The organism is Streptomyces venetus (assembly GCF_039540295.1).
GTDB lineage: Bacteria > Actinomycetota > Actinomycetes > Streptomycetales > Streptomycetaceae > Streptomyces > Streptomyces venetus.
The window spans coordinates 112,221-135,848 of record NZ_BAABET010000006.1; the positions used below are offsets into that span (position 1 = coordinate 112,221).

Sequence of the window (23,628 nt, forward strand, 5' to 3'; positions counted from 1 at the left end):
CGTTGCCCTGATCGAGCGTCACGCCGCCTCCTCGAACTCGAAGAGGTGGCGAGGGCGGGGCCGGCCCAGGGCGTCCAGCACGGCGTCCGCCGCGCCGACGCCACTGCGGACCGCACTCTCCATGGTCGCGGGCCACCCTGTGGCGGTCCACGCTCCGGCCAGACAGAGGCCGGATGCCTTGGTGCGGGCGCCGGGCCTGAGGCGCCCGACGCCGGGGGTGGGAGCGAACGTCGCGGTGCGCTCCCGGGTGACGAAGAAGTCCCTCACTTCGGCACCGCGGGTGAGCGGCAGCAGGCGCTCCAGTTCGGGCAGGTACCGCTCGCGGAGCACGGCCACGGGCTGGTCGATCTCGTCCTGGGCCGCCGACTGGGACAGGGCGAGGTACTGCCCGTCACGCAGACCGGATGCCGCGGTGCGGTCGAAGACCCACTGCACCGGGCTGCCGAGCGCGGCGAAGAACGGCCGGGTCAGCACCTTCCGGTCGTAGACCACATGGACGTTGAGGATGGGCGCGGTGCCGATCTCCAGGAGCCGTTCGGGGGCGTCGAGGGCACCGGCGGGAAGCAGGTCGTGGGTCTCGCGCTGCGGTACGGCGAGCACCACCGCGTCGGCGTCCAGCGTCTCGCCCGGCACCTGGACGCTCCAGCGGCCGTCCCCGTTACCGGAGACGGAGGTGACCCGGGTGCGGAGCTCGATGCGGACGCCCGCGGAGTCGAGCGCCTTGCGGGCCAGCCGGTCGTGCAGCTCGCCGAGCGGGACGTGCGCCCAGCCGATGTCGGCCGCGCCCGGGTCGGAGAGCAGACCGGTCTTGAACACCATCGCGGCGAGCCCCAGGGAGGCGTCCCCGGCGACCGCGTTGAGGGTGGCGACCCCGACCAGGTCCCACAGGGCCTCGACGGCCCGCGCGGACTGGCCGTGCGCGGCCAGCCAGCCGCCGAAGTCCTGCGTGTCCAGGGCCGGATCGGCGAGGTCGAGTGCTTTGAGCGCGAGCGCGGCCCTGCCCACCCGGGCGCGGTCGGCGAGCGACAGGTGCGGGTAGGAGGCGAGGCTGCGGCCCAGGTGCAGGGGGACGGGCAGCGCGTCGCGCCGCAGCCTGCCGAGCCGGCGCCCCGCGGGCCGCTCGGCGTCCAGGACGGGTACGTCGAGCCGGTCCTGCAGCGGGGCGAGTGCGGCGCCCTCGACGCGGTCGAGGAACCAGCGGTAGGCGGTGCAGCAGCGAAGGTAGACGTGCTGTCCGTTGTCGACGGTGAGCTCGCCGCGCTGGAAGGAGAAAGCCAGCCCGCCGAGTCTCGGCCGGGACTCCAGCAGGGTGACGCGCACTCCCGCGTCGGCGAGCGCGAGCGCGGCGGTGACACCGGCGAGCCCGCCGCCCACCACGACGGCGTGCCGTCCGTCCGGCCCCTCGGGCCGCGTGCCGTGGGTCATCGTGCACCCTCCCCTGCGCGGCGGCCGTGCGGCTCGAATGACGCACGGCCGACCATCTCAGTCAGGGACGCGACCGCACGCCGGAGGGTTGCCCGCCGCTTGTCCCCGGCGGCGCCGGGGCACGACGCACCGCCGACCGCTACGCGTTCGCGCGACCGGGCCGGGACGAACGAGTACGCGGCCGCGCGGCAAACACTCCGCCCGCACAGCAGGACACCGCCACGCGTCACCTCACCACCACGACCGGCCAGGACGAACAATCGCTCGGCCACACGGCGGACACTCCGGTCGCACGGCGGGGTGACGCCGTGCGTCACCTGGCCGGCGGAGACGCGCCCCGCTCCGGGCGGTCTCCCTGACCCCGGCCGCGCGCAGCAGCCGTACGGGGGCCGGGGGGTGACACTCCTGGCGAGCACCTGTCCGGCCGCGCGGCGCACGCGTGCGCCGCCGCACGGCGTCGCCCCGCGGCGGAGACCGCCGGGGACCTGACCGCGCGTCCGTTCGTTCGTCACACACGCCTCCTGACGGCCCGTCGGGTCACGTGCCGGGCGTCCAGGCCGGAGAGGCCGCGCACCGCGACGTAGGCCTTCTCCCGGCCGGGCAGGGAGACGCGGCCGCGCAGCACGGCCTCCGGGTCGCGCTCGATGCGGTCGAGGAGGCGGCGGTAGATGCCGGCCATGGCGGCGACGCACGCGCCGCTGCGCCGGTCGAGCATCGGGAGCAGCCGGTAGCCCTCGGCGAACAGAGCGCGGGCCCGTCGCACTTCGAAGTGGACGAGGCCCGCGAAGTCGGAGCCCTCCGGCGGCCGTGGCCCGCTGAAGCCGGCCGAGCAGCCGAACTTGGCGAGGTCGTCGGCGGGCAGGTAGGTACGGCCGCCCACGGCGTCCTCGCGGACGTCCCTGAGGATGTTGGTGAGCTGGAGCGCGAGCCCGAGCGTGTCGGCATACTCGGGCGCGCGGTCGACGCCGCGCGCCCCCGGTTCGGTGCCGAACACCCCGAGCGAGAGGCGCCCGATGGCACCCGCCACACAGCGGCAGTAGACCTTCAGGTCGTCCCAGGTCTCGTAGGTCTCACCGCGGACGTCCATCAGGACGCCGTCGATGAGTTCGTCGAGCCCGCCGAGCGGGATGGGGAAGTGCCCGGCGGCGTGGGTGAGGGCGACGGCGACCGGGTCGGTGTCGTCCTCGTCGACCTCGCCCTCGCGGATCCGGGTGAGCAGCGCCCGGGTCTCCTCCAGCCTGGCGACCTTGACGTCACCGGCGAGCGCGCCGTCGCCGATGTCGTCGACCCGCCGCGAGAACGCGTACAGCGCCGACATCGCACGCCGCTGGGGCGCCGGCAGCAGCCGGATGCCGTAGGCGAAGTTACGGGCCTGCCGCCCGGTGACGGCCTCGCAGTAGCTGTAGGCGGCGAGTACCGGTGGGGACGCGTGTGGTTCCGACTCCACGGTCCGGATCACCCCTCTCCTCGCAGAGTCACGCCCACCTCACGCAGCAACCGGACCTTGCCGGGCTTGGGCGGGCCGGAAAGTACGTCGTAGTCGGCGGCGGCGATCGCGCGGACGGCCGCCCTTCCCCCTGCCACGAACCCTGCGAGCAGCAGCTTCAGCCTGCCGTGGACGCTACCCACCAGGGGGGCGCCTTCATTCAGGAGGTCCAGGGCCCTTTGCGCTTCGTACGCAATCAACGCACGGACCGACGCTCCGGCGGTTTTCGTGGCGAGATCCGCCTCCTGGACATGAAAACGCTTCATGTCGGCGGCGGGCAGGTAAACACGGTCGCTTCCGAGGTCCTCGGCCACGTCCTGGAGGTGCTCGACGATCTGGAGGGCCGTGCAGATCATGTCGGAGCGGCGGATCCGCTCGGGCGAGGAGGTGCCGGTGACGGCGAGGACGAGACGGCCGACGGGGTTGGCGGACAGCTCGCAGTACGCGAGGAGGTCGTCGTAGGTCTCGTACCGCCTGACCAGCTGGTCCTGGCGGTTGGCGGCGATCAGGCCGAGGAACGGCTCGGGGGTGAGCGAGCGGCGGCGGACGGTCGGCTGGAGGCGGCGCAGCAGGGGGTGGTGCGGGGTCGAGTCGAAGACCCTGCGCAGGTCCGCCTCGAACGCGTCCAGCAGGGCCGGCCGGTCCTCGGCCTCCTCGGGGGACACGCCGAGCAGGCGGGCGTCGGCTCCGCCGGGGGCCAGGTCGCCGTCGCCGATGTCGTCGACGAGGCGGGCGAAGCCGTAGACGGCCATGAGGTCCTGGCGCCAGGCCCGGGGCAGGAAGAACGGGGCCACCGGGAAGTTCTCACCCGCGGCCTTGTCGAGGGTGCCGCGCTCCGGATCGAGGGCGCGGGCCGTGCCGGTTCCCGTCACCGCCGACTGCCCGGAGCGGGGACGGCACGTGCTGCGTGGAGCTGGGGAGTTTCCGTAGCCATCGCCGTCACATCTCCCGTTCTACACTGCCGACCCAATACACACTATTTCGGACACGCCGCCCAGCCGTCCGCACGGCGGCCCGACGAGCGGTGTCGCGCATTATCGCCCTGATTGCCGTGTTTCGGGACCGGTACAGCTTACGTTGTACAACGTGTCGCGGTTCGCCAGGGTGTCCTGTGCATCACGAGAACACACCGATTGGCCCCAAGATTCCTGAGATGGGCCGGCGTTGACGTTTCCTTTGCAGACGCCGGGCCCCGCCGGAACAGTTCCGTCGGGGCCCTGGCCGAACCCGGCTACTTGCCCGTGAACTTCTCGTACTCCTTGAGCACCTCGTCGGTCGGGCCGTCCATGCGCAGCTCGCCGCGTTCCAGCCACAGGACACGGTTGCAGGTGTCGCGGATCGACTTGTTGTTGTGGCTGACCAGAAACACCGTGCCGGCTTCCTTGCGCAGCTCCCGGATGCGGTCCTCGGAGCGCTTCTGGAACTTCCTGTCGCCGGTGGCGAGGGCCTCGTCGATCATCAGGACGTCATGGTCCTTGGCCGCGGCGATGGAGAAGCGGAGCCGGGCCGCCATACCGGACGAGTAGGTGCGCATGGGCAGGGTGATGAAGTCGCCCTTCTCGTTGATGCCGGAGAAGTCGACGATCTGCTGGTAGCGGTCCTTGATCTCCTCGCGGGACATACCCATGGCGAGCCCGCCCAATATGACGTTCCGCTCGCCGGTGAGGTCGTTCATCAGGGCCGCGTTGACGCCGAGCAGCGAGGGCTGGCCGTCGGTGTAGACCTTGCCCTGCTCGGCGGGCAGCAGTCCCGCGATGGCCCGCAGCAGGGTCGACTTGCCGGAGCCGTTGGAGCCGATCAGACCGATGGCCTCACCGCGGTAGGCCACGAAGGAGACGCCCCGCACGGCGTGCACCTTGCGCACGCCCCGCTCCGCGTCGTCGGAGCCTCGCTTGAGCATGCGGCTGAGAGCGGCAGTGGCGCTGCCCTTGCCGGTCTTGGCGCCGTTGACGCGGTAGACGATGTGCAGGTCGTCCGCGATGACGGTGGGAATCCGTGCGTCCTGTTTCTGCTCAGCCACGGCCGTACCTCTCCTCCGCCTTCCAGAAGTACACGAAGCCACCGAGGGCGAACAGCACGGCCCAGCCGGCCGCGACCGCCCACACGTGGTCGGGGAGGTTCTCCGAGCCGTAGCCGTCGATGAGGGAGAAGCGCATCAGGTCCATGTAGATCGCGGCCGGGTTCCACTGGAGGAGGTTCGCGATCCAGTCCGGCTTGTCCTTGAGGAAGATCGGGATGGAGAACATCACCCCGGACGCGTACATCCACGTCCGCATCACGAACGGCATCAGCTGCGCGAGGTCCGGCGTCTTGGCTCCGGCCCGGGCCATGATCATCGCGAGGCCGGTGTTGAAGCAGAACTGCAGGGCCAGCACGGGCACGATCAGCGCCCAGGACAGGTCCGGGTAGCTGCCGAAGCCGATCGCGACGGCGAACAGCACGATCATCGAGAACAGCAGCTGCTGGAGCTGCTGGAGCGCGAAGGAGATGGGCAGCGAGGCGCGCGGGAAGTGCAGGGCGCGGACCAGTCCGAGGTTGCCGGAGATCGCGCGTACGCCCGCCATCACCGAGCTCTGCGTGAAGGTGAACACGAACACGCCCGTGACCAGGAACGGGATGTACACCTCGCGGGACATGCCCCGGTCGGCCTCCAGCAGCAGGCCGAAGATGAAGAAGTACACGGCCGCGTTCAGCAGCGGTGTGGCGACCTGCCACAGCTGGCCGAGCTTGGCCTGGCTGTACTGGGCGGTCAGCTTCGCCCGGGAGAAGGCGAGGATGAAGTGCCGCCGGTCCCAGAGCTGACGGACGTACTCGATGAGGGACGGCCGGGCGCCGCTCACGCTCAGCCCGTGCTTGGCGGCGAGTTCGCTCGCCGTGAGGCCCTCGTCGGGCGCCGCGGGCGCGCTCACCGCGACCGTGGCGTCGTGCGTTGTCTCACTCACTAGTGGAAACTTTCGTCTTCGAGATGCGCGGCCTGTGCGGGCCCGCATGAGCCGGGGGCCAGCGTACGGCCCCTCCCGGATACTCCCGGACACTCCGGATACGAGCTTGTCAGATGACGGGGGGCCGGCCCAGTCGGGTCAGCCGCCACACCGTACGCCACTTCATGGGCCGGCGGGGTCCGCACGGAGTCGTCCAGCCCTCGCGGAATCCGCCGAACCAGGCCCGCAGCGCGGGGCGGGACGGGCGGCGTACGAGGGTGAGCAGCAGCCACACGCCGAGGTAGACCGGGACGAGCGGCGCGGGCAGGTTGCGGCGGGCCAGCCAGACCCGGTTGCGGGCGACCATACGGTGGTACACGGCATGCCGCGAGGGAGCGGTCGTCGGGTGGTACAGCACCATGTCGGACCGGTAGTCGATCATCCAGCCCGCGTCGAGGGCCCGCCACGCCAGGTCGGTCTCCTCGTGGGCGTAGAAGAACTCGTCCGGCAGGCCGCCGACTTCGGCGAGGACGCGGGTGCGGACGGCGTTGGCGCCGCCGAGGAACGTGGTCACGCGCGAGGAGCGCATCGGGTCGGCGGCGCGCAGCCGGGGTACGTGGCGGCGCTGGGTGACGCCGGTCTCCGGGTCGGCTATGCGAAAACTCACGATGCCGAGCTTCGGGTCCGCCTCGAACGCCTTCCGGCACAGTTCGGCGGTGTCATGGCTCGCGAGCAGGCCGTCGTCGTCCAGGAACAGCAGGATGTCGACATCGCGGCCGGCGGGGCCGAAGGCCTCGATGCCGACGTTGCGGCCGCCGGGGATGCCGAGGTTCTCGGGCAGCTCGATGGTACGGACGCCCTCGGGGACGTCCGGGACGGGCGAGCCGTTGCCGACGACGACCACCTCGACCGGGTCGCCGTCCTGCTTGGCGACGGAGTCGAGCAGGGCGCGCAGCTCGTCGGGCCGGTTGCCCATGGTGATGATGACGGCGCCGACCTTCATGCCGCTCACTTCAGCCTGCTGGAGGCCAGGATGGACACGAGGTGCAGCAGGGTCTGCACCAGCGCGATGCCGGCCATCACGGCCACGCCGAGCCGGGAGAAGAACAGGTCGCCGCGGGCCTGGTCGGCGATGGCCAGCACCAGGATCACCAGGGACGCCTCGATGCCGAGGATCAGCCGGTGGAACTTCAGGGCGGCGGCGGCCTTGCGGGCCAGCGCCATGCCGGAGGAGCGCATCTCGGCGGCGGCCTCCTGGACCGGCGGCTTTCCGGCCTGGTGCCGGGCGACACCGACGAGGTCGGTCTCGGCCTTGATCAGGATGGCGCCGAGTGCGGCCAGGGTGCCGAGGAAGGCCCACAGCCAGTCGATACGGCCGCTGCCCCACAGGTCGGCGGCGCGCAGGCCGAAGCCGGTGAGCACCGCGGCGTCGGTGAGGTAGGCACCGACGCGGTCCAGGTAGACGCCGTTGAGCGAGTACTGCTTCTTCCAGCGCGCGATCTCGCCGTCGACGCAGTCCAGCAGCAGATACATCTGGACGCACACCACGCCCAGCACGGCGCCCGCGATCCCCGGCACGACAAGCGCCGGGGCCGCGAGCACACCGAAGACGGTCATCAGGTACGTGAGCTGATTGGGCGTGACCCTGGTGTTCACCAGGTAGCGGTCGACCCGCAGGGACACCTCGCGCATGTAGAGGCGTCCCATCCAGTGCTCACCGCTGCGCCGGTCCTTCACCCCAGCGGGGTGAACGACGGGGCGTAGTTCAGCTACCGATGGCCTTGACATAGTCGGTGTAGGTGTCCTTGATCTGTTCGGTGTTCAGGTCGAGGTGTTCGAGGATGGTGTAGCGGCCGGGCCGGGTCTGCGGGGCGTACTCGACGGCCTGGACGAACTCGTCCGTCGTGAAGCCGATCTCGTCCGGCAGCACGGGCAGGCCGTGCCGGCGCAGCACCTCGGCCATGTAGGCCGACTCCTCGTGGGCTCCGCGCAGGTACATCGCGAAGGCGGCGCCGAGGCCGCACTGCTCGCCGTGGGCGGCGGCGCGCTTCGGGTGGAGCAGGTCGAAGGCGTGGTTGATCTCGTGGCACGCTCCGGAGGACGGGCGGGAGTCGCCCGACACGGACATGGCGATACCGGTGAGGACCAGGGCTTCGGCGAGCACCTGGAGGAAGCCGTCGTCGCCTACGCCGCCCGGGTGCCTCAGCACCGCCTCGCCGGCCTGCCGGGCCATGGCGGCGGCGAGACCGTCGACCTTCTCGCCGTTGACGCGGTTGGCCAGCTCCCAGTCCGCCACGGCGGAGATGTTGGAGATGGCGTCGCCGATGCCGGAGCGGACGAAGCGGACGGGGGCCTCACGGATCACGTTGAGGTCGATGACGACCGCGATCGGGTTGGGCACTCCGTAGGAGCCGCGGCCCGCGTCGTTGTCGAGGGTCGCGACCGGCGAGCACAGCCCGTCGTGCGCGAGGTTGGTGGCGACGGCGACCAGCGGAAGGCCGACCCGGGCCGCCGCGAACTTGGCGCAGTCGATGATCTTCCCGCCGCCCAGCCCGACGACGGCGTCGAAGTGACCGGCCTTTATGTCGCTCGCCAGCCGGACGGCGTCGTCGATGGTGCCGCCGCCGACCTCGTACCAGGTGGCGCCGGGCAGCGTCGGCGCGATCCGCTCGCGCAGCCTCGCGCCGGAGCCGCCGCTGACCGCGATGGCGAGCTTGCCGGACTGCGAGATCCGCTCGTCGGCGAGCACACAGGCCAGGTCGTCGAGGGCGCCGGGGCGAATGTCGACGACGACCGGTGAGGGAATCAGCCGGGTCAGTACTGGCATGCGATCTCCCGTCCACGGGCGAGATCGTCGTGGTTGTCGATCTCCACCCACTTGACGTCGCCGATCGGCGCCACGTCGATACGGAAGCCGCGGTTGACCAGTTCCTGGTAGCCATGCTCGTAGAACTGCTGCGGGTCGGTCTCCCACACGGTCTTGAGCGCGTCGGCCAGCTCGGGGGCGGCGTCGCCCTCGATCAGGGTGACGCCGATGTACTCGCCGGTGGCCTCGGCGGGGTCCATGAGCTTGGTGATCCTCGTCATGCCCTTCTCGGGGTCGACGACGACCTTCATCTCCTCGTCGGCCAGGTCCTTGACCGTGTCCAGGGCGAGGATGATCCGCTTGCCCTCGCCGCGCGCGGCGAGCAGCGTCTTCTCGACGGAGACCGGGTGCACGGTGTCGCCGTTGGCGAGGATCACACCGTCCTTGAGGGCGTCACGCCCGCACCACAGGGAGTAGGCGTTGTTCCACTCCTCGGCCTTGTCGTTGTCGATGAGGGTGAGCTTGAGGCCGTACTTCTGCTCCAGCGCTTCCTTGCGCGCGTACACGGCCTCCTTGCGGTAGCCGACGATGATCCCGGCCTCGGTGAGGCCGACCTCGGCGAAGTTGGCGAGAGTGAGGTCGAGAACCGTGGGTTCGCCCTCTATGCCCGCGGGGCCCACCGGCACCAGAGCCTTGGGAAGGCTGTCGGTGTAGGGGCGCAGACGCCGTCCGGCGCCGGCCGCCAGCACGAGGCCGATCATGCGGGTTCTCCTTCATCGTGTACGGCGGGCGCCCCTGCGGACACCCAGAAGCGGATGCTCTCGACGAGCACCACCAGGGCCACGGCCACGGCGAGCACCGTGAGCGCGACGACGAACTGCGAAGCGGTGAGCAGTGCGGCGAGGACGGTGACGAGCAGCGTCCGTCCTTCGTGCCCCCCGATGGAACGCACCAGCCAGGCCGGGGGCGCTCCGGCGTTGCCGCGGATGCGGTACACCGTGTCGTAGTGATGGTAGGCGACCGCGGCCACCAGCCCGAAAGCCGCAGGAAGGGCTCCGTTCACGTCCGCCTTGGCCGCGAGGACCAGGACCGTGCCGTACTCGGCGGCGCGCAGGAACGGGGGGACCAGCCAGTCGAGGGCGCCCTTGAGGGGGCGGGCGACGGCGAGGCCCGAGGTGAGGGCGTAGGCGAGGGCCGCGACGATCGGCCAGGGCCCGCCGAAGTCCGTCAGCGCGGCCGTGAGGACGACGGCGATACCGCCGAGGAGCGCGACGGCCGGCGTCACGAAGCCCGGCAGCTTGCGGGCGGGGCCCTTGAGGGCCTCCGCGAGGCCCTGGGCGAGCGGCCCGCTGTCCGCCAGGTCGGCCAGCGCCCCGGCGGCCCGGTCGGTCCGCCGCGCCTTGCGGGTCAGGGAGCGCAGCACGCGGCCCGCGGTGGTGTAGGTCGCGGCGAAGGCGCAGCCGATGAGCAGCGCGTAGAAGGTGATGCGGGGGGTGGTGACCGCGGTGAGCACCGCGATCATCGCCCAGCGCTCGCCGATGGGCAGGACGATCATCCGCCGCACCCAGACCGTCCAGCCGACGCTGTCGAGCTTGTCGGAGAGGGCGGCGGTGGGGCTGGTGTTGGCGGTGGCGTCGTGGTTGGCCTCGTTGAAGGAGAAGTCCACGACGTGCCGGCAGGTCTGGAGGACCATGGCGCCGAGGGCGAGGGCCCAGACGTCGTCGCCGCCCCGGGCGGCTCCGAGGGCGAGGCCCGCGTAGTAGGCGTACTCCTTGGCACGGTCGAAGGTGGCGTCGAGCCAGGCACCGAGCGTGGAGTACTGCAGGGAGTAGCGGGCGAGCTGGCCGTCGGTGCAGTCCAGCACGAAGGACGCGATCAGCAGGACGCCGGCCGCGACGAAGCCGCCGCGGGTGCCGGTGGCCGCGCAGGCCGCCGCTATGAGGGCGGTGAGCAGCGAGGCGGTGGTGACCTGGTTGGGGGTGAGGCCGCGGCGGGCGCACCAGCGGGCGATGTAGCGGGAGTACGGGCTGATGCAGTAGGTGGTGAAGAAGCCGTCGCGGGACTTCACGGCCGACTTCAGGCGTACGGCCTCGTCGTCGACGTCCGCCACCGCCTGCCGTGCCTCGTTGCGGGCCTGCGGGTCGGCGGGGACGGCGGCGACGAGGCTGCCCAGCTCGGGGCGGTGCACGTCGGTGCCGTCGGCGTCCAGGGCGGTGAGGATGCGGTCGGCGAGGCTGTCGACCAGGGTGGTGCCGCCGCCCGTGGAGTTCTCGCGGGCCATCGCCCGGGTCAGGGCCTGGCGGCCGGCGGACTGTGCGGTGACGGCGCCGGGGATCGCGGCGAGCGGGAAGCGGGGGTCGGTGAGGCCGAGGCGCAGCGCGTGCACATGCCCCACGAACCGGGCGTCGACCAGGGCGACCCGCTGGTCGCCCGGGACCCCGGCGAGCAGGGTCTCGGCCTCGGCGGCGTCGGACGCGACCCGTACGTCGAAGCCGAGGGACCGCAGATCGCCCTCGATCGACGAACCGGGGACCGGCTGACCGGTGAGGATGGCGGTCGACAACCGAACTCACTCCCTGGGTACCGACGCGTCCGCGCCGGTGCAGTACATGGTGGGGGCGCCCGCGCCGGTGGCTCCCGGGCGGCATTGTCGGCAGAGGCTATCGGATGCCGGGAAGGCCGTGTTCACCGCCCGTTCGGCGGATTGATCAACGCGGTTCGCGCAAAGCCGCTGCCGCGATCATCATCGTGGATCCGGGGCCCGCCCCACAAACCGCGCCTCCCAGACCGGGCATCGGGGACATTGCGCCGGCTTCGGTGGCGGCGCCTTAGGGTGGACGACCATGACTTGGCTGATCACCGGCGGGGCCGGCTACATCGGGGCCCATGTGGCCAGGGCCATGAGCGAGGCCGGGGAGCGCGTCGTCGCGCTGGACGACCTCTCGGCCGGGGTGCCCGCGCGGCTCCCGGAGCGCGTCCCGCTCGTCGAGGGCTCGTCGCTCGACGGGGACCTGCTCAAGCGGGTGTTCGCCGAGCACGGCGTGACGGGGGTGGTGCACCTCGCGGCACGCAAGCAGGTCGCGGAGTCCGTCGCGGAGCCGACGCGGTACTACCGGGAGAACGTCGGCGGTCTCGCGACCCTGCTGGAAGCCGTCGCCGGGGCCGGGGTCGAGCGCTTCGTCTTCTCCTCGTCGGCGGCCGTGTACGGGGACCCGGGTGTGGATCTCATCACGGAGGACACGCCCTGCGCGCCGGTGAACCCGTACGGCGAGACCAAGCTCACCGGGGAGTGGCTGGTGCGGGCGGCGGGCCGGGCACACGGGATCTCCACCGTATGTCTGCGCTATTTCAACGTCGCGGGCGCCGCGGCGCCGGAGCTGGCCGACACGGGCGTCTTCAACATCGTCCCGATGGTCTTCGACCGGCTCACGCGCGACGAGGCGCCGAGGATCTTCGGCGACGACTACCCGACCCCGGACGGCACCTGCATTCGTGACTACATTCACGTCGCCGACCTGGCGGAGGCGCACCTCGCGGCGGCCCGGCGGCTCGCCGAGGGGGGCCGCTCCGGCGATCTGACGGTCAACATCGGGCGCGGTGAGGGTGTCTCGGTGCGGGAGCTGATCACGGTCATCGGCGAGGTCACCGGCGACCGGCGCCCCCCGGTCGTCGAGCCCCGCCGCCCCGGGGACGCGCCGCGGGCGGTGGCTTCGGCGGCGCGGGCGGCCGAGGAGCTCGGCTGGACCGCGCGGCGCGGGGTGCGCGAGATGGTCGAGTCGGCGTGGCGCGGCTGGCTGCTGCACCACGGCTCCTGACCCCTCGGAGCGCTCTGACCTGCGCGTCGTTTCCGCAGGTCAGGGCACATGACAACGGTGTTCAGTGCCGCGTTGCGCATACCCCCTCCCCGTAGTTCACTGGGGTGCCCGAGCAGGATCAGGGCGGACACAGGAGGGCGGCCTTCATGGGGGCAGGGCACGATCACGGGCACGCGCACGGCGCGGCGGCCGGCGGTACGGCGACCTCGGCGTACCGCGGCAGGCTGCGGGTCGCGCTGGCGATCACGCTCGGCATCGTGGTCGTACAGATCGTGGGTGGTGTCCTCGCCGACTCCCTCGCGCTCGTCGCGGACTCGGCGCACATGGCGACGGACGCGCTGGGTCTCGGCATGGCGCTGCTCGCGATCCACTTCGCGAACCGCCCGCCCAGCGACCGGGCCACCTTCGGCTACGCCCGCGCCGAGATTCTCGCCGCCCTGGCCAACTGTCTGCTGCTGCTCGGCGTCGGCGGCTACGTCGTGTACGAGTCGGTCCAGCGCTTCATCACACCGGCGGACACCGAGGGCGGGCTCGCCATCGTGTTCGGTGTGATCGGCCTGGTGGCGAACCTGGTGTCGCTGTCGCTGCTGATGCGCGGCCAGAAGGAGAGCCTGAACGTGCGGGGCGCGTTCCTGGAGGTGGCGGCGGACGCCCTGGGATCGGTCACGGTGATCGTCGCGGCCGGAGTGATCATGCTCACGGGCTGGCAGGCCGCCGACCCGATCGCCTCGCTCGTCATCGCGCTGATGATCGTGCCGCGTACCTTGAAGCTGCTGCGCGAGACCCTCGACGTCCTGCTGGAGGCGGCACCCAAGGGGGTCGACATGGCGCAGGTACGGGCTCACATCCTGGCGACCGACGGGGTGGAGGACGTCCACGACCTGCACGCCTGGACGATCACCTCGGGCATGCCGGTGCTGTCGGCGCACGTGGTGGTCAGCTCGGACGTGCTGAGCGCGATCGGCCACGAGAAGATGCTCCACGAGCTCCAGGACTGCCTGGGTGGCCACTTCGACGTGGAGCACTGCACCTTCCAGCTGGAGCCGAGCGGTCACGCGGAGCACGAGGCGCGCCTCTGCCACTGACGCCACTGCTGGTGCTGGTGGTGCTGGTGGGGCGCGTGTCGGGGTGAGTGCGCCGGGGAACGCAGCCCTACGGCGCGCGCCTGCGGTCCTGGCTCCCACCGCTCCGGCAGCGACGATTTTCGGCCCACCCCGCCGGGCACGATCACCTCCTGGGTGCCTCTTCCGACGACCGAGCGGCCCGGTCCGTGCTCCGCGCCGCCGTGCGCGGGACATGCGGGCGCGCCGCGAAGTGCCGGGAGTGCCGGATTCGTACGGCAGACTTGGGGCGCGAAGACCGATGTGAAGGATGGGTATGCCGATCACACCTGCCACCGCGACGCACAACCCGTCGAACGGCACCGCAGACGCGATTTTGCTGGAACTGGTCGACGAGGACGGCGTGACGATCGGCACCGCGGAGAAGCTCGCCGCCCACCAGCCACCCGGACAGCTGCACCGCGCGTTCTCCGTGTTCCTCTTCGACGAGTACGGCCGGCTGCTGCTCCAGCAGCGCGCGCTGGGCAAGTACCACTCCCCCGGTGTCTGGTCGAACTCGTGCTGCGGCCATCCCTACCCGGGCGAGGCGCCCTTCGCGGCGGCGGCGCGGCGGACCTTCGAGGAGCTCGGCGCGTCCCCGTCCCTGCTGGCGGAGGCGGGCACGGTCCGCTACAACCACCCGGACCCGGAGTCCGGGCTGGTGGAGCAGGAGTACAACCACCTCTTCGTCGGCATGGTGCAGGCCGTGCTGCGGCCGGACGCGGAGGAGGTGGCGTCGACGGCGTTCGTGACGCCGCCCGAGCTGTCGGAGCGGCACGCCAAGGACACCTTCTCGTCCTGGTTCATGACCGTCCTGGACGCGGCCCGGCCGGCGATCAGGGAGCTGACGGGCTCGTCGGCCGGCTGGTGACGCCACCTCGGCGCGGGGCGGCACCGGGGTTCGAAGGGGCAGCGCCGGGGTCTAGGAGAAGCGGGCGGGCTTGAGCGGCAGGGCGACCCAGATCACCTTGCCGCCGCTCGCGGTGTGATCGACCTCGCACAGGCCCCCCGCCTCCCGGGTGACCTCGCGCACCAGCAGCAGTCCGCGTCCGCCGGTCCGGCCGTGGTCGGTCTCCAGGGCGGTGGGCCGGTAGGGGTGGTTGTCCTCCACGGACACGCGCAGCCACTCGGCGCCGACGGCCACTTCGACGGCGATCGTCGGGGACAGCACCGCGGCGTGCTTCACGGCGTTCGTCACCAGCTCCGAGACGATCAGCAGCAGCCCCTGGGCCAGCTCGTCCGAGACCGGCACGCCCTGCCGCAGCAGCAGGTCCCGTACGGCGTGCCGGGCCTGTGGGACCGAGGCGTCGACCGCCGGCGCGGAGAACCGCCAGACCCCCTCGTACGGCAGTGGGTGGGCGGGCCCGGGGCCGAGGGGCTCCGCGCCGCCCTGTGGGCGTGGGCCCGGCCCGCGCCCGTCGTCGTCCATCGTCCGGTCGCCACCCTCGCGCTCGATTGTCGCCACACCTCGAGTGTTGGTAACGATGCGGTCCGACCCCCGGGCCTGAACAGAAGTCAGCAACTATCGAGCACTTTTGACCGTTGGCGTATGACACGGTCAGTTGTGGGACTGGTCCTGCCTCTGTTGTGCCGTCTCGGCGAACTATTCGGGTTGTACGGGTTTGGCCTCCGGATAGCATCCGGCGCATGGAGCCGCAGCTGCTGTACAGCGTGACCGACGCGGTCGCGACCGTCGTCATACGCCATCCGGAGAAGCGCAACGCCATGACGGCGGCGATGTGGCGTTCCCTGCCACACATGCTCGACACGCTGGCGGGCGATCCGGCCGTGCGGGCGCTGGTGCTCACCGGCGAGGGCGGGACGTTCTGCGCCGGGGCCGACATCTCGACGCTCCGGGGCTCGCCGGAGGAGGCCCAGGGGCTGGCCGTGGCCGCCGAGGAGGCGCTCGCCGCGTTCCCGAAGCCGACACTGGCCGCGGTGCGCGGACACTGCGTGGGCGGTGGCGCGCAGTTGGCGGCGGCCTGTGATCTGCGGTTCGCCGAGGAGGGGGCGCTGTTCGGTGTGACGCCCGCGAAGCTCGGCATCGTGTACCCGGCGTCCTCGACCAGGCGGCTGGTGTCCCTGGTGGGGCCGGCCACCGCCAAGTACCTGCTGTTCTCGGGCGAGTTGATCGACGCGGGGCGGGCGCTGCGCACCGGCCTGGCCGACGAGGTGCTGCCCGAGGGCGAACTCGGCAAGCGGGTCGCCGAGTTCACCCGGACCCTGGTGTCCCGTTCGCAGCTGACGCAGGCCGCGGCCAAGGAGTTCGCGGACGGGCGTACGGACCGGGACGCGCACTGGGCCGGGCAGGCGCGCGCGAGCGGCGACACCGCCGAGGGTGTCGCCGCGTTCCTGGAGCGCCGGCAGCCGCGGTTCGGCTGGAGCGTGTCTACGTGAGGATGGCGTCGGCGTGCGACCGGAGCAGCTCGACGAGGTGCGCGGGCGCCTTCGCGGGCGATCCGGCGTCGTAGGGCGGCTGTGGGTCGTACTCGGTGGCGAGCTGGATGATCTGGGCGTGTTCGTCGCCCGCGATCCGGCCGAGCAGGGTCAGCCCCATGTCGATGCCGGAGGAGACGCCGGCCGCGGTGACGTACTTGCCGTCGGTGACCACCCGCTCCTCCGTGGGCTCAGCTCCGAACCGCTTCAGCTCCTCCAGCGTCAGCCAGTGGGAGGTGGCGCGCCGGCCCCGGAGCAGTCCGGCGGCGGCGAGCAGCAGGGAGCCGGTGCACACCGACGTCGTCCAGGTGCTCGTGGCGTCGGCGGTGCGCAGCCAGTCCAGCAGGGGCGCGTGCTCCATCAGCGCTGCCTGCCCCGGGCCGCCGGGGACGACGACGATGCCGGGGTTCGGCACGTCGGCGAGGGTCCGGTCGGCGACGAGTGCGAGATTGCCCGTGTCGTTCCGCACGGGTCCGGCCTCCTCGGCGACGAAGACTGTCTGAGCGCCCGGGATCCGGCCGAGGGTCTCGTACGGCCCTACGGCGTCGAGGGCGGTGAAGCGGTCGTAGAGGACGATCGCGATCTGCATGGGGTCCTTTCCATGGGCCCGACGGTGGGCCGGACGGGGTCGGTTCAGGGCGTGGTCGCGGGGCGGAAGCGGCGGCGGTACTCGGCCGGAGGCGTGCCCAGGGTTCTGACGAAGGCCCGGCGCATGGCCTCGGGGGTGCCGTAGCCGCTGGTGCGGGAGATCTCCTCGATGCCGTCGGTGGTGTCCTCCAGCAGGCGGCGGGCGTGTTCGAGCCGGACCCGGTCCACGTAGCGGCCGGGCGTCATGCCGGTCTCCGCCCGGAAGGCGCGGGCGAAGTGGCGGGGTGAGAGGCGGGCGCGGGCGGCCAGGGCCTCGACGGAGAGGTCGGCGTCGGGGCGTTCGGTGACGAACCGCTGGATCTCCTTCAGGGGCTCGCGGTGTGCCGTCTGGGCCGCGAGCTGGGCGCTGAACTGGGCCTGGTTCCCGGGCCGGCGCAGGAACACCACCAGGTGCCGGGCGATGGTGAGGGCGGCCTCCCGGCCCAGGTCCTCCTCGACCAGGGCGAGGGCGAGGTCGATGCCGGCGGTGACACCGGCCGAGGTGGCGATGTGGCCGTCGCGTACGAAGACGGGCTCGGGATCGATCTCGACGGCCGGGTGGGCACGGGCGAGCCGGTCGCAGTAGGCCCAGTGGGTGGTGGCGCGACGGCCGTCCAGCAGGCCGGCCGCGGCGAGCACCGCCGCGCCGGTGCACACGGAGACCAGGCGGGCGGCGCGCGGTCCGTGCTCGCGGACCCAGTCGACCAGACGCGGGTCGGGGCTCAGGGAGCCCGGCCCGCCGGGGACGAGGAGGATGTCCGGGTCGGACGCGGTGGCCAGGGCCTCGTCGGGGACGAGGGTCAGGCCGCTGGTGGTCCGCACGGGAGCGCCGTCGAGGGAGGCCGTGCGGATCCGGTACGACCCCGGGGAGAGCAGCTCCGCCCCGGCGAAGACCTCCACGGGCCCGGTGACGTCGAGACTCTGCACGCCGTCGCAGAGGACGGCGAGTACGGTGCGCTGGGCCATGCCGTCGATTCTTCGCGGGCGCGGAGTACGTCCGCAATGACGAGTTCCCCACCTTTCCTGCCATGAGGGTCGCGGCCGTAGATGCCATACCAAGCGGTTGGTAACCTCCGGGCATGACGACTGCCGCCCTTGAGCCGCTCGCCGGCCGACGCTGCCAGAACGTGCTCAACTCCCTGCACGCGACGCACTACTTCTCGCCGGACCTCGGGCGGGAACTGGGTGCCGCCGGAGTCACCCATCCCCACGCCGTGAACTTCGCCGTGCGGGCCGCCGCCCTCGGACCGGTCGGGGCCGGGGCGGTGGCGGCGGCCTTCTACAACTACAAGTACGAGCTGGTGGCCCGGCACGTGCCGACGGTGTGGGAGAGCGCCACGCCCGGCCAGGTGCTGGCGGCCCGCGCGCGTGCGGTCGACGCGACGCTGCGCCGTCTGCTGGGCGAGGAGGCCGTGGCGTCGGCGGAGATGGCCGAGGCGGCGCGGCTCGCGCTGCGCGCCACCGAGGCCTGTTCGCGCGGGGCGCGGCCGCTGTACGCCGCCCACGCCGACCTGCCCGTCCCCGAGGAGCCGCACCTCGCGTACTGGCACGCGGCGACCCTGCTGCGCGAGCACCGGGGTGACGGACACCTGGCCGTGCTGATGTCCGCGGGGCTGGACGGCCTCGAGGCGATGGTGACCCATACGGCGACGGGCAGGGGCATGGCACCGAAGTGGGTGTTCTCCACCCGCGGCTGGAGCCGGGAGGACTGGGACGCGGCGACGGACCGGCTGCGTGAGCGCGGGCTGCTGGAGGGGACGGGCGAGCTGACCGAGCGGGGCGTCGCCCTGCGCCAGGAGATCGAGCGGGAGACCGACCGCCTCGACCGGGCCCCGTACGAGCACCTCGGTCCGGACGGAGTCGCCCGGCTGACCGAGCTGGGTGGGGCGTTCGCGCACGCGGCGGTCACCGCGGGGGCCTATCCGGCTGATCTCTTCGGAAAGGCGTGAGCGCCGCTCCGCACCGGTCGTGAGCGTCCCGGGGACACGTGATCGTCATGACGCATGGTGAGGCTTCGGTGAGGTACCCGTCCTCTCTCGGCCGGTCCGGTCCGGTCGGGTGTGGAGAAAGGGGAATTACGTGTTCCGTGCTATCGCAGACGTACTGCGCCAGATCGGCGGCGCCATCGCCACCGTCGTGACCCTGCCGTTCCGTGCCCTGGCCCGGCTGTTCGGCGGGGCCTCCTCCGCCACCCGCAGCCGCAGGGCCTGATCCCGGTCCCCGACTTGCCGGGGCCGCCCTGATCCCCGAGTCGCGGTGTCACCTGCCACAATTGCCGCGCAACCTCAGTGGAGAAGGCGGTACGGGATCGTGACGACACCCGGGTCCCTCGGAGCAGGGTCCATCGAAGGCAGGATCGCCGAGGAGCTCGGCGTACGGGAGCGGCAGGTCAGGGCCGCCGTGGAACTGCTCGACGGCGGTTCTACGGTGCCCTTCATCGCCCGCTACCGCAAGGAAGCGACCGAGATGCTCGACGATGCGCAGCTGCGCACGATCGAGGAGCGGCTGCGCTATCTGCGGGAGCTGGAGGAGCGCCGGAGCGCGATCCTGGAGTCGGTGCGCGAGCAGGGCAAGCTCACCGAGGAACTGGAGGCACGGATCCGGGGCGCCGAGACGAAGGCGCGTCTGGAGGACATCTACCTCCCGTACAAGCCCAAGCGGCGCACCAAGGCGCAGATCGCGCGTGAGGCCGGTCTCGAGCCGCTGGCGGAGGGGCTGCTCGGCGACCCGGCCGTCGAGCCCCTCGCCGCGGCCGCCGCGTTCGTCGACGCCGACAAGGGCGTGGCCGATCCGCAGGCGGCCCTCGACGGCGCCCGGGCGATCCTCACCGAGCGGTTCTCGGAGGACGCCGACCTGATCGGCGAACTGCGCGAACGCATGTGGGTGCGGGGGCGGCTGGCCGCCAAGGTGCGGGACGGCAAGGAGGAGGCGGGCGCGAAGTTCGCCGACTACTTCGACTTCGCCGAGCCGTTCACCGAGCTGCCCTCGCACCGCATCCTCGCCATGCTGCGCGGCGAGAAGGAGGAGGTCCTCGAACTCGTCCTGGAGCCCGAGGAGCCGACCGACGGCCCGTCGTCGTACGAGGGGATCGTCGCGCACCGGTTCGGGATCGCCGACCGCGGCCGTCCCGGCGACAAGTGGCTGACGGACACGGTCCGTTGGGCGTGGCGCACCCGCATCCTGGTGCACCTCGGCATCGACCTGCGGCTGCGGCTGCGCACGGCCGCCGAGGACGAGGCGGTGCGGGTCTTCGCCGCGAACCTGCGCGACCTGCTGCTCGCGGCCCCCGCGGGCACGCGCGCCACGCTCGGTCTCGACCCCGGTTTCCGTACGGGGGTGAAGGTCGCCGTGGTGGACGCGACCGGCAAGGTCGTCGCCACGGACGTGATCCACCCGCACGTCCCGGCCAACCGGTGGGACGAGGCCATCGCCAAGCTGGCGCGGCTCGCGAAGGAGCACGCGGTCGAACTGGTCGCGATCGGCAACGGCACGGCGTCCCGCGAGACCGACAAGCTCGCCGGCGAGCTCATCGCCAAGCACCCGGAGCTGAAGCTGACGAAGGTGATGGTGTCCGAGGCCGGCGCGTCCGTGTACTCGGCGTCCGCCTTCGCCTCGCAGGAGCTGCCCGACATGGACGTCTCGCTGCGCGGTGCCGTGTCGATCGCCCGGCGCCTTCAGGACCCGCTGGCCGAGCTGGTGAAGATCGACCCGAAGTCGATCGGTGTCGGCCAGTACCAGCACGACCTGTCCGAGGTGAAGCTGTCGCGGTCGCTGGACGCGGTGGTGGAGGACTGTGTGAACGGCGTGGGCGTGGACGTCAACACGGCGTCGGCGCCGCTGCTCGCCCGGGTCTCCGGCATCACCTCCGGACTCGCCGAGAACATCGTGGCGCACCGGGACGCCAACGGCCCGTTCACCTCCCGCGGTGAGCTGAAGAAGGTGACGCGGCTGGGCCCGAAGGCGTACGAGCAGTGCGCGGGCTTCCTGCGGATCCGCGGCGGTGACGACCCGCTGGACGCCTCCAGCGTGCACCCGGAGGCGTATCCGGTCGTACGGCGCATGGTGAAGACCGTGGGGCAGGAGGTCGCCGGGCTCATCGGCAACACCTCCGTGCTGCGCTCGCTGAAGCCGCAGGAGTTCGTGGACGACACGTTCGGTCTGCCGACGGTCACCGACATCCTCAAGGAACTGGAGAAGCCCGGCCGCGACCCGCGCCCGGCCTTCAAGACGGCCGTCTTCAAGGAGGGCGTGGAGAAGATCTCCGACCTGTCGGCCGGGATGGTCCTGGAGGGCGTCGTGACGAACGTCGCCGCCTTCGGGGCGTTCGTCGACGTCGGCGTCCACCAGGACGGCCTGGTGCACGTCTCCGCGATGTCGAAGACCTTCGTCAAGGACCCGCGGGACGTGGTGAAGCCCGGCGACATCGTCAAGGTGAAGGTCCTCGACGTCGACATCCCGCGCAAGCGGATCTCGCTGACGCTGCGCCTGGACGACGAAGCGGCCGCGCAGCGCGCACCGGGCGCGCAGGGGCAGGGTGGCGGTTCCGGTGAACGCCGGCAGCGTGGGGGCCGGCCGCCGCAGCAGCGGCAGGGGGGCCGTGGCGGTGGTGGTTCGCGCCAGGCGGCGGCGCCGGCCAACAGTGCGATGGCCGATGCTCTGCGCCGGGCCGGGTTGGTCGATCCCAAGAATGGTCGTCGCTGACGGCTTCGCCGAAGTGGCCGTGGGGAGCTGCGGGACCGTTGTGGCTGGTCGCGCAGTTCCCCGCGCCCCTGGAAAGGGGCGCCTCGCGCCCTTTCCGTTCTAGGCTGGCCGCATGCGTGTGATCACCTGGGAAGTGTCCGCGAGCCGGGGGGTCGAGACCGCCTGGGCCCGGCTCGGGGACAGGGCGTTGAGGGCGCGTGGGCGGGCCGTCGGGACCGTTCCTGAGCCGTACTGGATCTCGTACGAGCTCGAGACCGCCGAAGGCTTCGTGACCCGGCGGCTGAGCGTCACCGCGGAGACCGGGGACGGGACCCGCGAGCTCGATCTACGGCACGACGGTCGGGGCCGCTGGGCCGCGAACGGTGAGGCGCTGCCGGACGTCGAAGGCGCGCTCGACTGCGACCTGGGGCTCTGTCCGCTCACCAACACCATGCCGGTGCTGCGGCACGAGCTGCATCGGGCGCCCGGCGAGCGGGAGTTCCTGATGGCCTGGGTGTCGGTGCCGGACCTCTCGGTGCGGCCGTCGCGGCAGACGTACACGCATCTCGGGCCCGGGCGGGTCCGTTACGCCTCCGGCGACTTCCGCAGCGACCTGGAGTTCGACGAGGAGGGGTACGTCGTGGACTACCCCGAGCTCGCCACTCGCCTGACGGCCCGTTAGCGTTCGGTCACCTTGCCGTCCGCCACCTCCAGGCGGCGGGTCACGTGCACGGCGTCGAGCATGCGGCGGTCGTGCGTGACGAGGAGGAGGGTGCCGTCGTAGGCGTCGAGGGCCGACTCCAGTTGCTCGATGGCGGGCAGGTCGAGGTGGTTGGTCGGCTCGTCGAGGACCAGGAGGTTGACGCCACGGCCCTGGAGCAGTGCCAGGGCGGCTCTGGTGCGCTCGCCCGGGGAGAGGGTCGCCGCGGGGCGCAGGACGTGGTCCGTCTTGAGACCGAACTTGGCCAGGAGCGTACGGACCTCGACCGGTTCGGTGTCCGGGACGGCCGCGCGGAAGGCGTCGAGCAGCGGTTCCTGGCCGTGGAACAGCTTCCGGGCCTGGTCGACCTCGCCGAGCAGGACGCCCGAGCCGAGAGCGGCGTGCCCGGCGTCGAGCGGGACACGGCCGAGCAGGGCGGCGAGCAGCGTGGACTTGCCGGCGCCGTTCGCGCCCGTCACCGCGACCCGGTCCGCGAGGTCGATCTGGAGGGACACCGGGCCGAGGACGAAGTCGCCGTACCGCACCTCGGCGTCCCGCAGGGTCGCCACGACCGCGCCCGAGCGGGGTGCGGCGGCGATCTCCATGCGCAGTTCCCACTCCTTGCGGGGCTCCTCGACGACCTCCAGCCGCTCGATCATGCGCTGGGTCTGGCGGGCCTTCGCGGCCTGTTTCTCGCTGGCCTCGCTGCGGAACTTGCGGCCGATCTTGTCGTTGTCGTTGCCCGCCTTGCGGCGCGCGTTCTTCACGCCCTTGTCCATCCAGGCGCGCTGCGTCTGCGCCCGGTCCTGGAGGGCGGCCTTCTTGTCGGCGAACTCCTCGTACTCGTCGCGGGCGTGCCTGCGGGCCACCTCCCGCTCCTCCAGATAGGCCGCGTAGCCGCCGCCGTAGAGGTTGATCTGCCGCTGGGCGAGGTCGAGTTCGAGGACCTTGGTGACGGTGCGGGTGAGGAACTCGCGGTCGTGGCTGACGACCACCGTCCCGGCGCGCAGGCCGCTCACGAAGCGTTCGAGGCGCTCCAGGCCGTCGAGGTCGAGGTCGTTGGTCGGTTCGTCGAGGAGGAAGAGGTCGTAGCGGGACAGCAGCAGGGAGGCGAGCCCGGCGCGGGCCGCCTGGCCGCCGGACAGGGAGGTCATCGGCTGGTCCAGGTCGACCGCGAGCCCGAGCGAGTCGGCGATCTCCTCGGCGCGTTCGTCGAGGTCGGCGCCGCCGAGCCCGAGCCAGCGCTCCAGGCTCACGGCGTAGGCGTCGTCGGCGCCGGGTGACCCGTCGACCAGGGCCTGGGTCGCCTCGTCCATGGCCCGCTGGGCCTCGGTGACGCCGGTGCGGCGGCCCAGGAACGCCCGTACGGTCTCGCCCGGCCTGCGGTCCGGCTCCTGCGGCAGGTGACCGACGGTGGCGGCCGGCGGGGACAGGCGCAGCTCGCCCTGCTCGGGTGGGACGAGTCCGGCGAGCAGGGTGAGCAGGGTGGACTTGCCCGCGCCGTTGGCTCCGACCAGACCGATCACGTCGCCGGGCGCCACGACGAGGTCGAGGCCGGTGAACAGGGAGCGGTCGCCGTGGCCGGCGGCGAGGTTCTTGGCGACGAGGGTGGCAGTCATCAGAGCGCTGATC

At 72.0% G+C, this 23,628-nt stretch carries 23 protein-coding genes; 8 read left to right on the plus strand and 15 right to left on the minus strand.

Going from position 1 to position 23,628, the window contains the following annotated elements; all coding sequences use genetic code 11:
• Window positions 1–18 precede the first annotated feature (18 nt).
• The 11 genes from hpnE to ABEA82_RS20670 all read right to left on the minus strand — a co-directional run bounded on the left by hpnE (window position 19) and on the right by ABEA82_RS20670 (window position 11,201).
• A complete protein-coding gene (gene hpnE / locus ABEA82_RS20625; RefSeq protein WP_345663045.1) occupies window positions 19–1,425 on the minus strand; it encodes a hydroxysqualene dehydroxylase HpnE in 1,407 nt (468 codons plus the stop codon).
• Window positions 1,422–1,937 carry a DUF6380 family protein gene (locus ABEA82_RS38700; protein WP_425588541.1) on the minus strand — a complete coding sequence of 172 codons (516 nt, stop codon included), beginning with the start codon at window positions 1,935–1,937 and terminating at the stop codon, window positions 1,422–1,424. Before ABEA82_RS38700 ends, hpnE begins: the two co-directional genes overlap by 4 nt.
• A complete protein-coding gene (gene hpnD / locus ABEA82_RS20630; protein ID WP_345663046.1) occupies window positions 1,934–2,884 on the minus strand; it encodes a presqualene diphosphate synthase HpnD in 951 nt (316 codons plus the stop codon). The genes ABEA82_RS38700 and hpnD overlap by 4 nt, the downstream gene beginning before the upstream one ends.
• Entirely contained in the window at window positions 2,881–3,783 is a 903-nt protein-coding gene (hpnC, locus tag ABEA82_RS20635; RefSeq protein ID WP_345663047.1) for a squalene synthase HpnC, read from the minus strand. The genes hpnD and hpnC overlap by 4 nt, the downstream gene beginning before the upstream one ends.
• A 359-nt stretch (window positions 3,784–4,142) precedes the next feature.
• Window positions 4,143–4,931 carry an ABC transporter ATP-binding protein gene (locus ABEA82_RS20640; RefSeq protein ID WP_345663048.1) on the minus strand — a complete coding sequence of 263 codons (789 nt, stop codon included), beginning with the start codon at window positions 4,929–4,931 and terminating at the stop codon, window positions 4,143–4,145.
• Window positions 4,924–5,853 carry an ABC transporter permease gene (locus tag ABEA82_RS20645; protein ID WP_345663049.1) on the minus strand — a complete coding sequence of 310 codons (930 nt, stop codon included), beginning with the start codon at window positions 5,851–5,853 and terminating at the stop codon, window positions 4,924–4,926. The genes ABEA82_RS20640 and ABEA82_RS20645 overlap by 8 nt, the downstream gene beginning before the upstream one ends.
• Before the next feature lie 109 nt (window positions 5,854–5,962).
• Window positions 5,963–6,835: a glycosyltransferase family 2 protein gene (locus ABEA82_RS20650; RefSeq protein WP_345663464.1), complete on the minus strand. Its 873-nt coding sequence runs from the start codon at window positions 6,833–6,835 to the stop codon at window positions 5,963–5,965.
• Window positions 6,836–6,840: 5 nt separating this feature from the next.
• On the minus strand, window positions 6,841–7,620 hold the full coding sequence (locus tag ABEA82_RS20655) for a CDP-alcohol phosphatidyltransferase family protein (RefSeq protein WP_345663050.1): 780 nt from the start codon (window positions 7,618–7,620) through the stop codon (window positions 6,841–6,843).
• On the minus strand, window positions 7,598–8,659 hold the full coding sequence (locus tag ABEA82_RS20660) for an iron-containing alcohol dehydrogenase family protein (RefSeq protein ID WP_345663051.1): 1,062 nt from the start codon (window positions 8,657–8,659) through the stop codon (window positions 7,598–7,600). The genes ABEA82_RS20655 and ABEA82_RS20660 overlap by 23 nt, the downstream gene beginning before the upstream one ends.
• Window positions 8,647–9,399, minus strand: coding sequence for a phosphocholine cytidylyltransferase family protein (locus tag ABEA82_RS20665; protein WP_345663052.1), 753 nt, complete (start codon window positions 9,397–9,399; stop codon window positions 8,647–8,649). The genes ABEA82_RS20660 and ABEA82_RS20665 overlap by 13 nt, the downstream gene beginning before the upstream one ends.
• Window positions 9,396–11,201, minus strand: a complete 1,806-nt coding sequence (locus ABEA82_RS20670; protein WP_345663053.1) for a DUF5941 domain-containing protein — start codon at window positions 11,199–11,201, stop codon at window positions 9,396–9,398. The genes ABEA82_RS20665 and ABEA82_RS20670 overlap by 4 nt, the downstream gene beginning before the upstream one ends.
• A 280-nt stretch (window positions 11,202–11,481) precedes the next feature.
• Here ABEA82_RS20670 and galE point away from each other — a divergent pair, with 280 nt between their 5' ends.
• From galE to idi, 3 genes are all read left to right on the plus strand, one after another.
• The gene (gene galE / locus ABEA82_RS20675; protein WP_345663054.1) at window positions 11,482–12,453 is read left to right on the plus strand and encodes a UDP-glucose 4-epimerase GalE; all 972 of its coding nucleotides are present in this window, start codon (window positions 11,482–11,484) and stop codon (window positions 12,451–12,453) included.
• Window positions 12,454–12,599: 146 nt separating this feature from the next.
• Entirely contained in the window at window positions 12,600–13,538 is a 939-nt protein-coding gene (locus ABEA82_RS20680) for a cation diffusion facilitator family transporter (RefSeq protein WP_345663055.1), read from the plus strand.
• A gap of 292 nt (window positions 13,539–13,830) precedes the next feature.
• On the plus strand, window positions 13,831–14,424 hold the full coding sequence (gene idi, locus ABEA82_RS20685) for an isopentenyl-diphosphate Delta-isomerase (protein ID WP_345663056.1): 594 nt from the start codon (window positions 13,831–13,833) through the stop codon (window positions 14,422–14,424).
• A 51-nt stretch (window positions 14,425–14,475) separates the two neighbouring features.
• Here the strand turns inward: idi and ABEA82_RS20690 are convergent, their stop codons facing one another.
• Window positions 14,476–14,982 (minus strand): ATP-binding protein, encoded by a 507-nt coding sequence (locus ABEA82_RS20690; RefSeq protein ID WP_345663465.1) that lies wholly within the window; start codon window positions 14,980–14,982, stop codon window positions 14,476–14,478.
• 218 nt (window positions 14,983–15,200) lie between these two features.
• Between ABEA82_RS20690 and ABEA82_RS20695 the strand changes: the two genes are divergently transcribed.
• Window positions 15,201–15,950 carry an enoyl-CoA hydratase/isomerase family protein gene (locus tag ABEA82_RS20695; protein ID WP_345663057.1) on the plus strand — a complete coding sequence of 250 codons (750 nt, stop codon included), beginning with the start codon at window positions 15,201–15,203 and terminating at the stop codon, window positions 15,948–15,950.
• Here ABEA82_RS20695 and ABEA82_RS20700 read toward each other — a convergent pair.
• Entirely contained in the window at window positions 15,943–16,578 is a 636-nt protein-coding gene (locus tag ABEA82_RS20700) for a DJ-1/PfpI family protein (RefSeq protein ID WP_345663058.1), read from the minus strand. The two genes, ABEA82_RS20695 and ABEA82_RS20700, sit on opposite strands and share 8 nt — an antisense overlap.
• A 44-nt stretch (window positions 16,579–16,622) precedes the next feature.
• Entirely contained in the window at window positions 16,623–17,582 is a 960-nt protein-coding gene (locus ABEA82_RS20705) for a GlxA family transcriptional regulator (RefSeq protein ID WP_345663059.1), read from the minus strand.
• Window positions 17,583–17,695: 113 nt separating this feature from the next.
• Between ABEA82_RS20705 and ABEA82_RS20710 the strand changes: the two genes are divergently transcribed.
• The 4 genes from ABEA82_RS20710 to ABEA82_RS20725 all read left to right on the plus strand — a co-directional run bounded on the left by ABEA82_RS20710 (window position 17,696) and on the right by ABEA82_RS20725 (window position 21,978).
• On the plus strand, window positions 17,696–18,565 hold the full coding sequence (locus ABEA82_RS20710) for an SCO6745 family protein (protein ID WP_345663060.1): 870 nt from the start codon (window positions 17,696–17,698) through the stop codon (window positions 18,563–18,565).
• A 130-nt stretch (window positions 18,566–18,695) separates the two neighbouring features.
• Window positions 18,696–18,827: an LPFR motif small protein gene (locus tag ABEA82_RS20715; protein WP_276327110.1), complete on the plus strand. Its 132-nt coding sequence runs from the start codon at window positions 18,696–18,698 to the stop codon at window positions 18,825–18,827.
• A 99-nt stretch (window positions 18,828–18,926) separates the two neighbouring features.
• Window positions 18,927–21,317, plus strand: a complete 2,391-nt coding sequence (locus ABEA82_RS20720) for a Tex family protein (protein ID WP_345663061.1) — start codon at window positions 18,927–18,929, stop codon at window positions 21,315–21,317.
• Between the two features lie 112 nt (window positions 21,318–21,429).
• Window positions 21,430–21,978, plus strand: a complete 549-nt coding sequence (locus ABEA82_RS20725; RefSeq protein WP_345663062.1) for a putative glycolipid-binding domain-containing protein — start codon at window positions 21,430–21,432, stop codon at window positions 21,976–21,978.
• Here the strand turns inward: ABEA82_RS20725 and ABEA82_RS20730 are convergent.
• Window positions 21,975–23,615, minus strand: a complete 1,641-nt coding sequence (locus ABEA82_RS20730; protein ID WP_345663063.1) for an ABC-F family ATP-binding cassette domain-containing protein — start codon at window positions 23,613–23,615, stop codon at window positions 21,975–21,977. The two genes, ABEA82_RS20725 and ABEA82_RS20730, sit on opposite strands and share 4 nt — an antisense overlap.
• Window positions 23,616–23,628 lie beyond the last annotated feature (13 nt).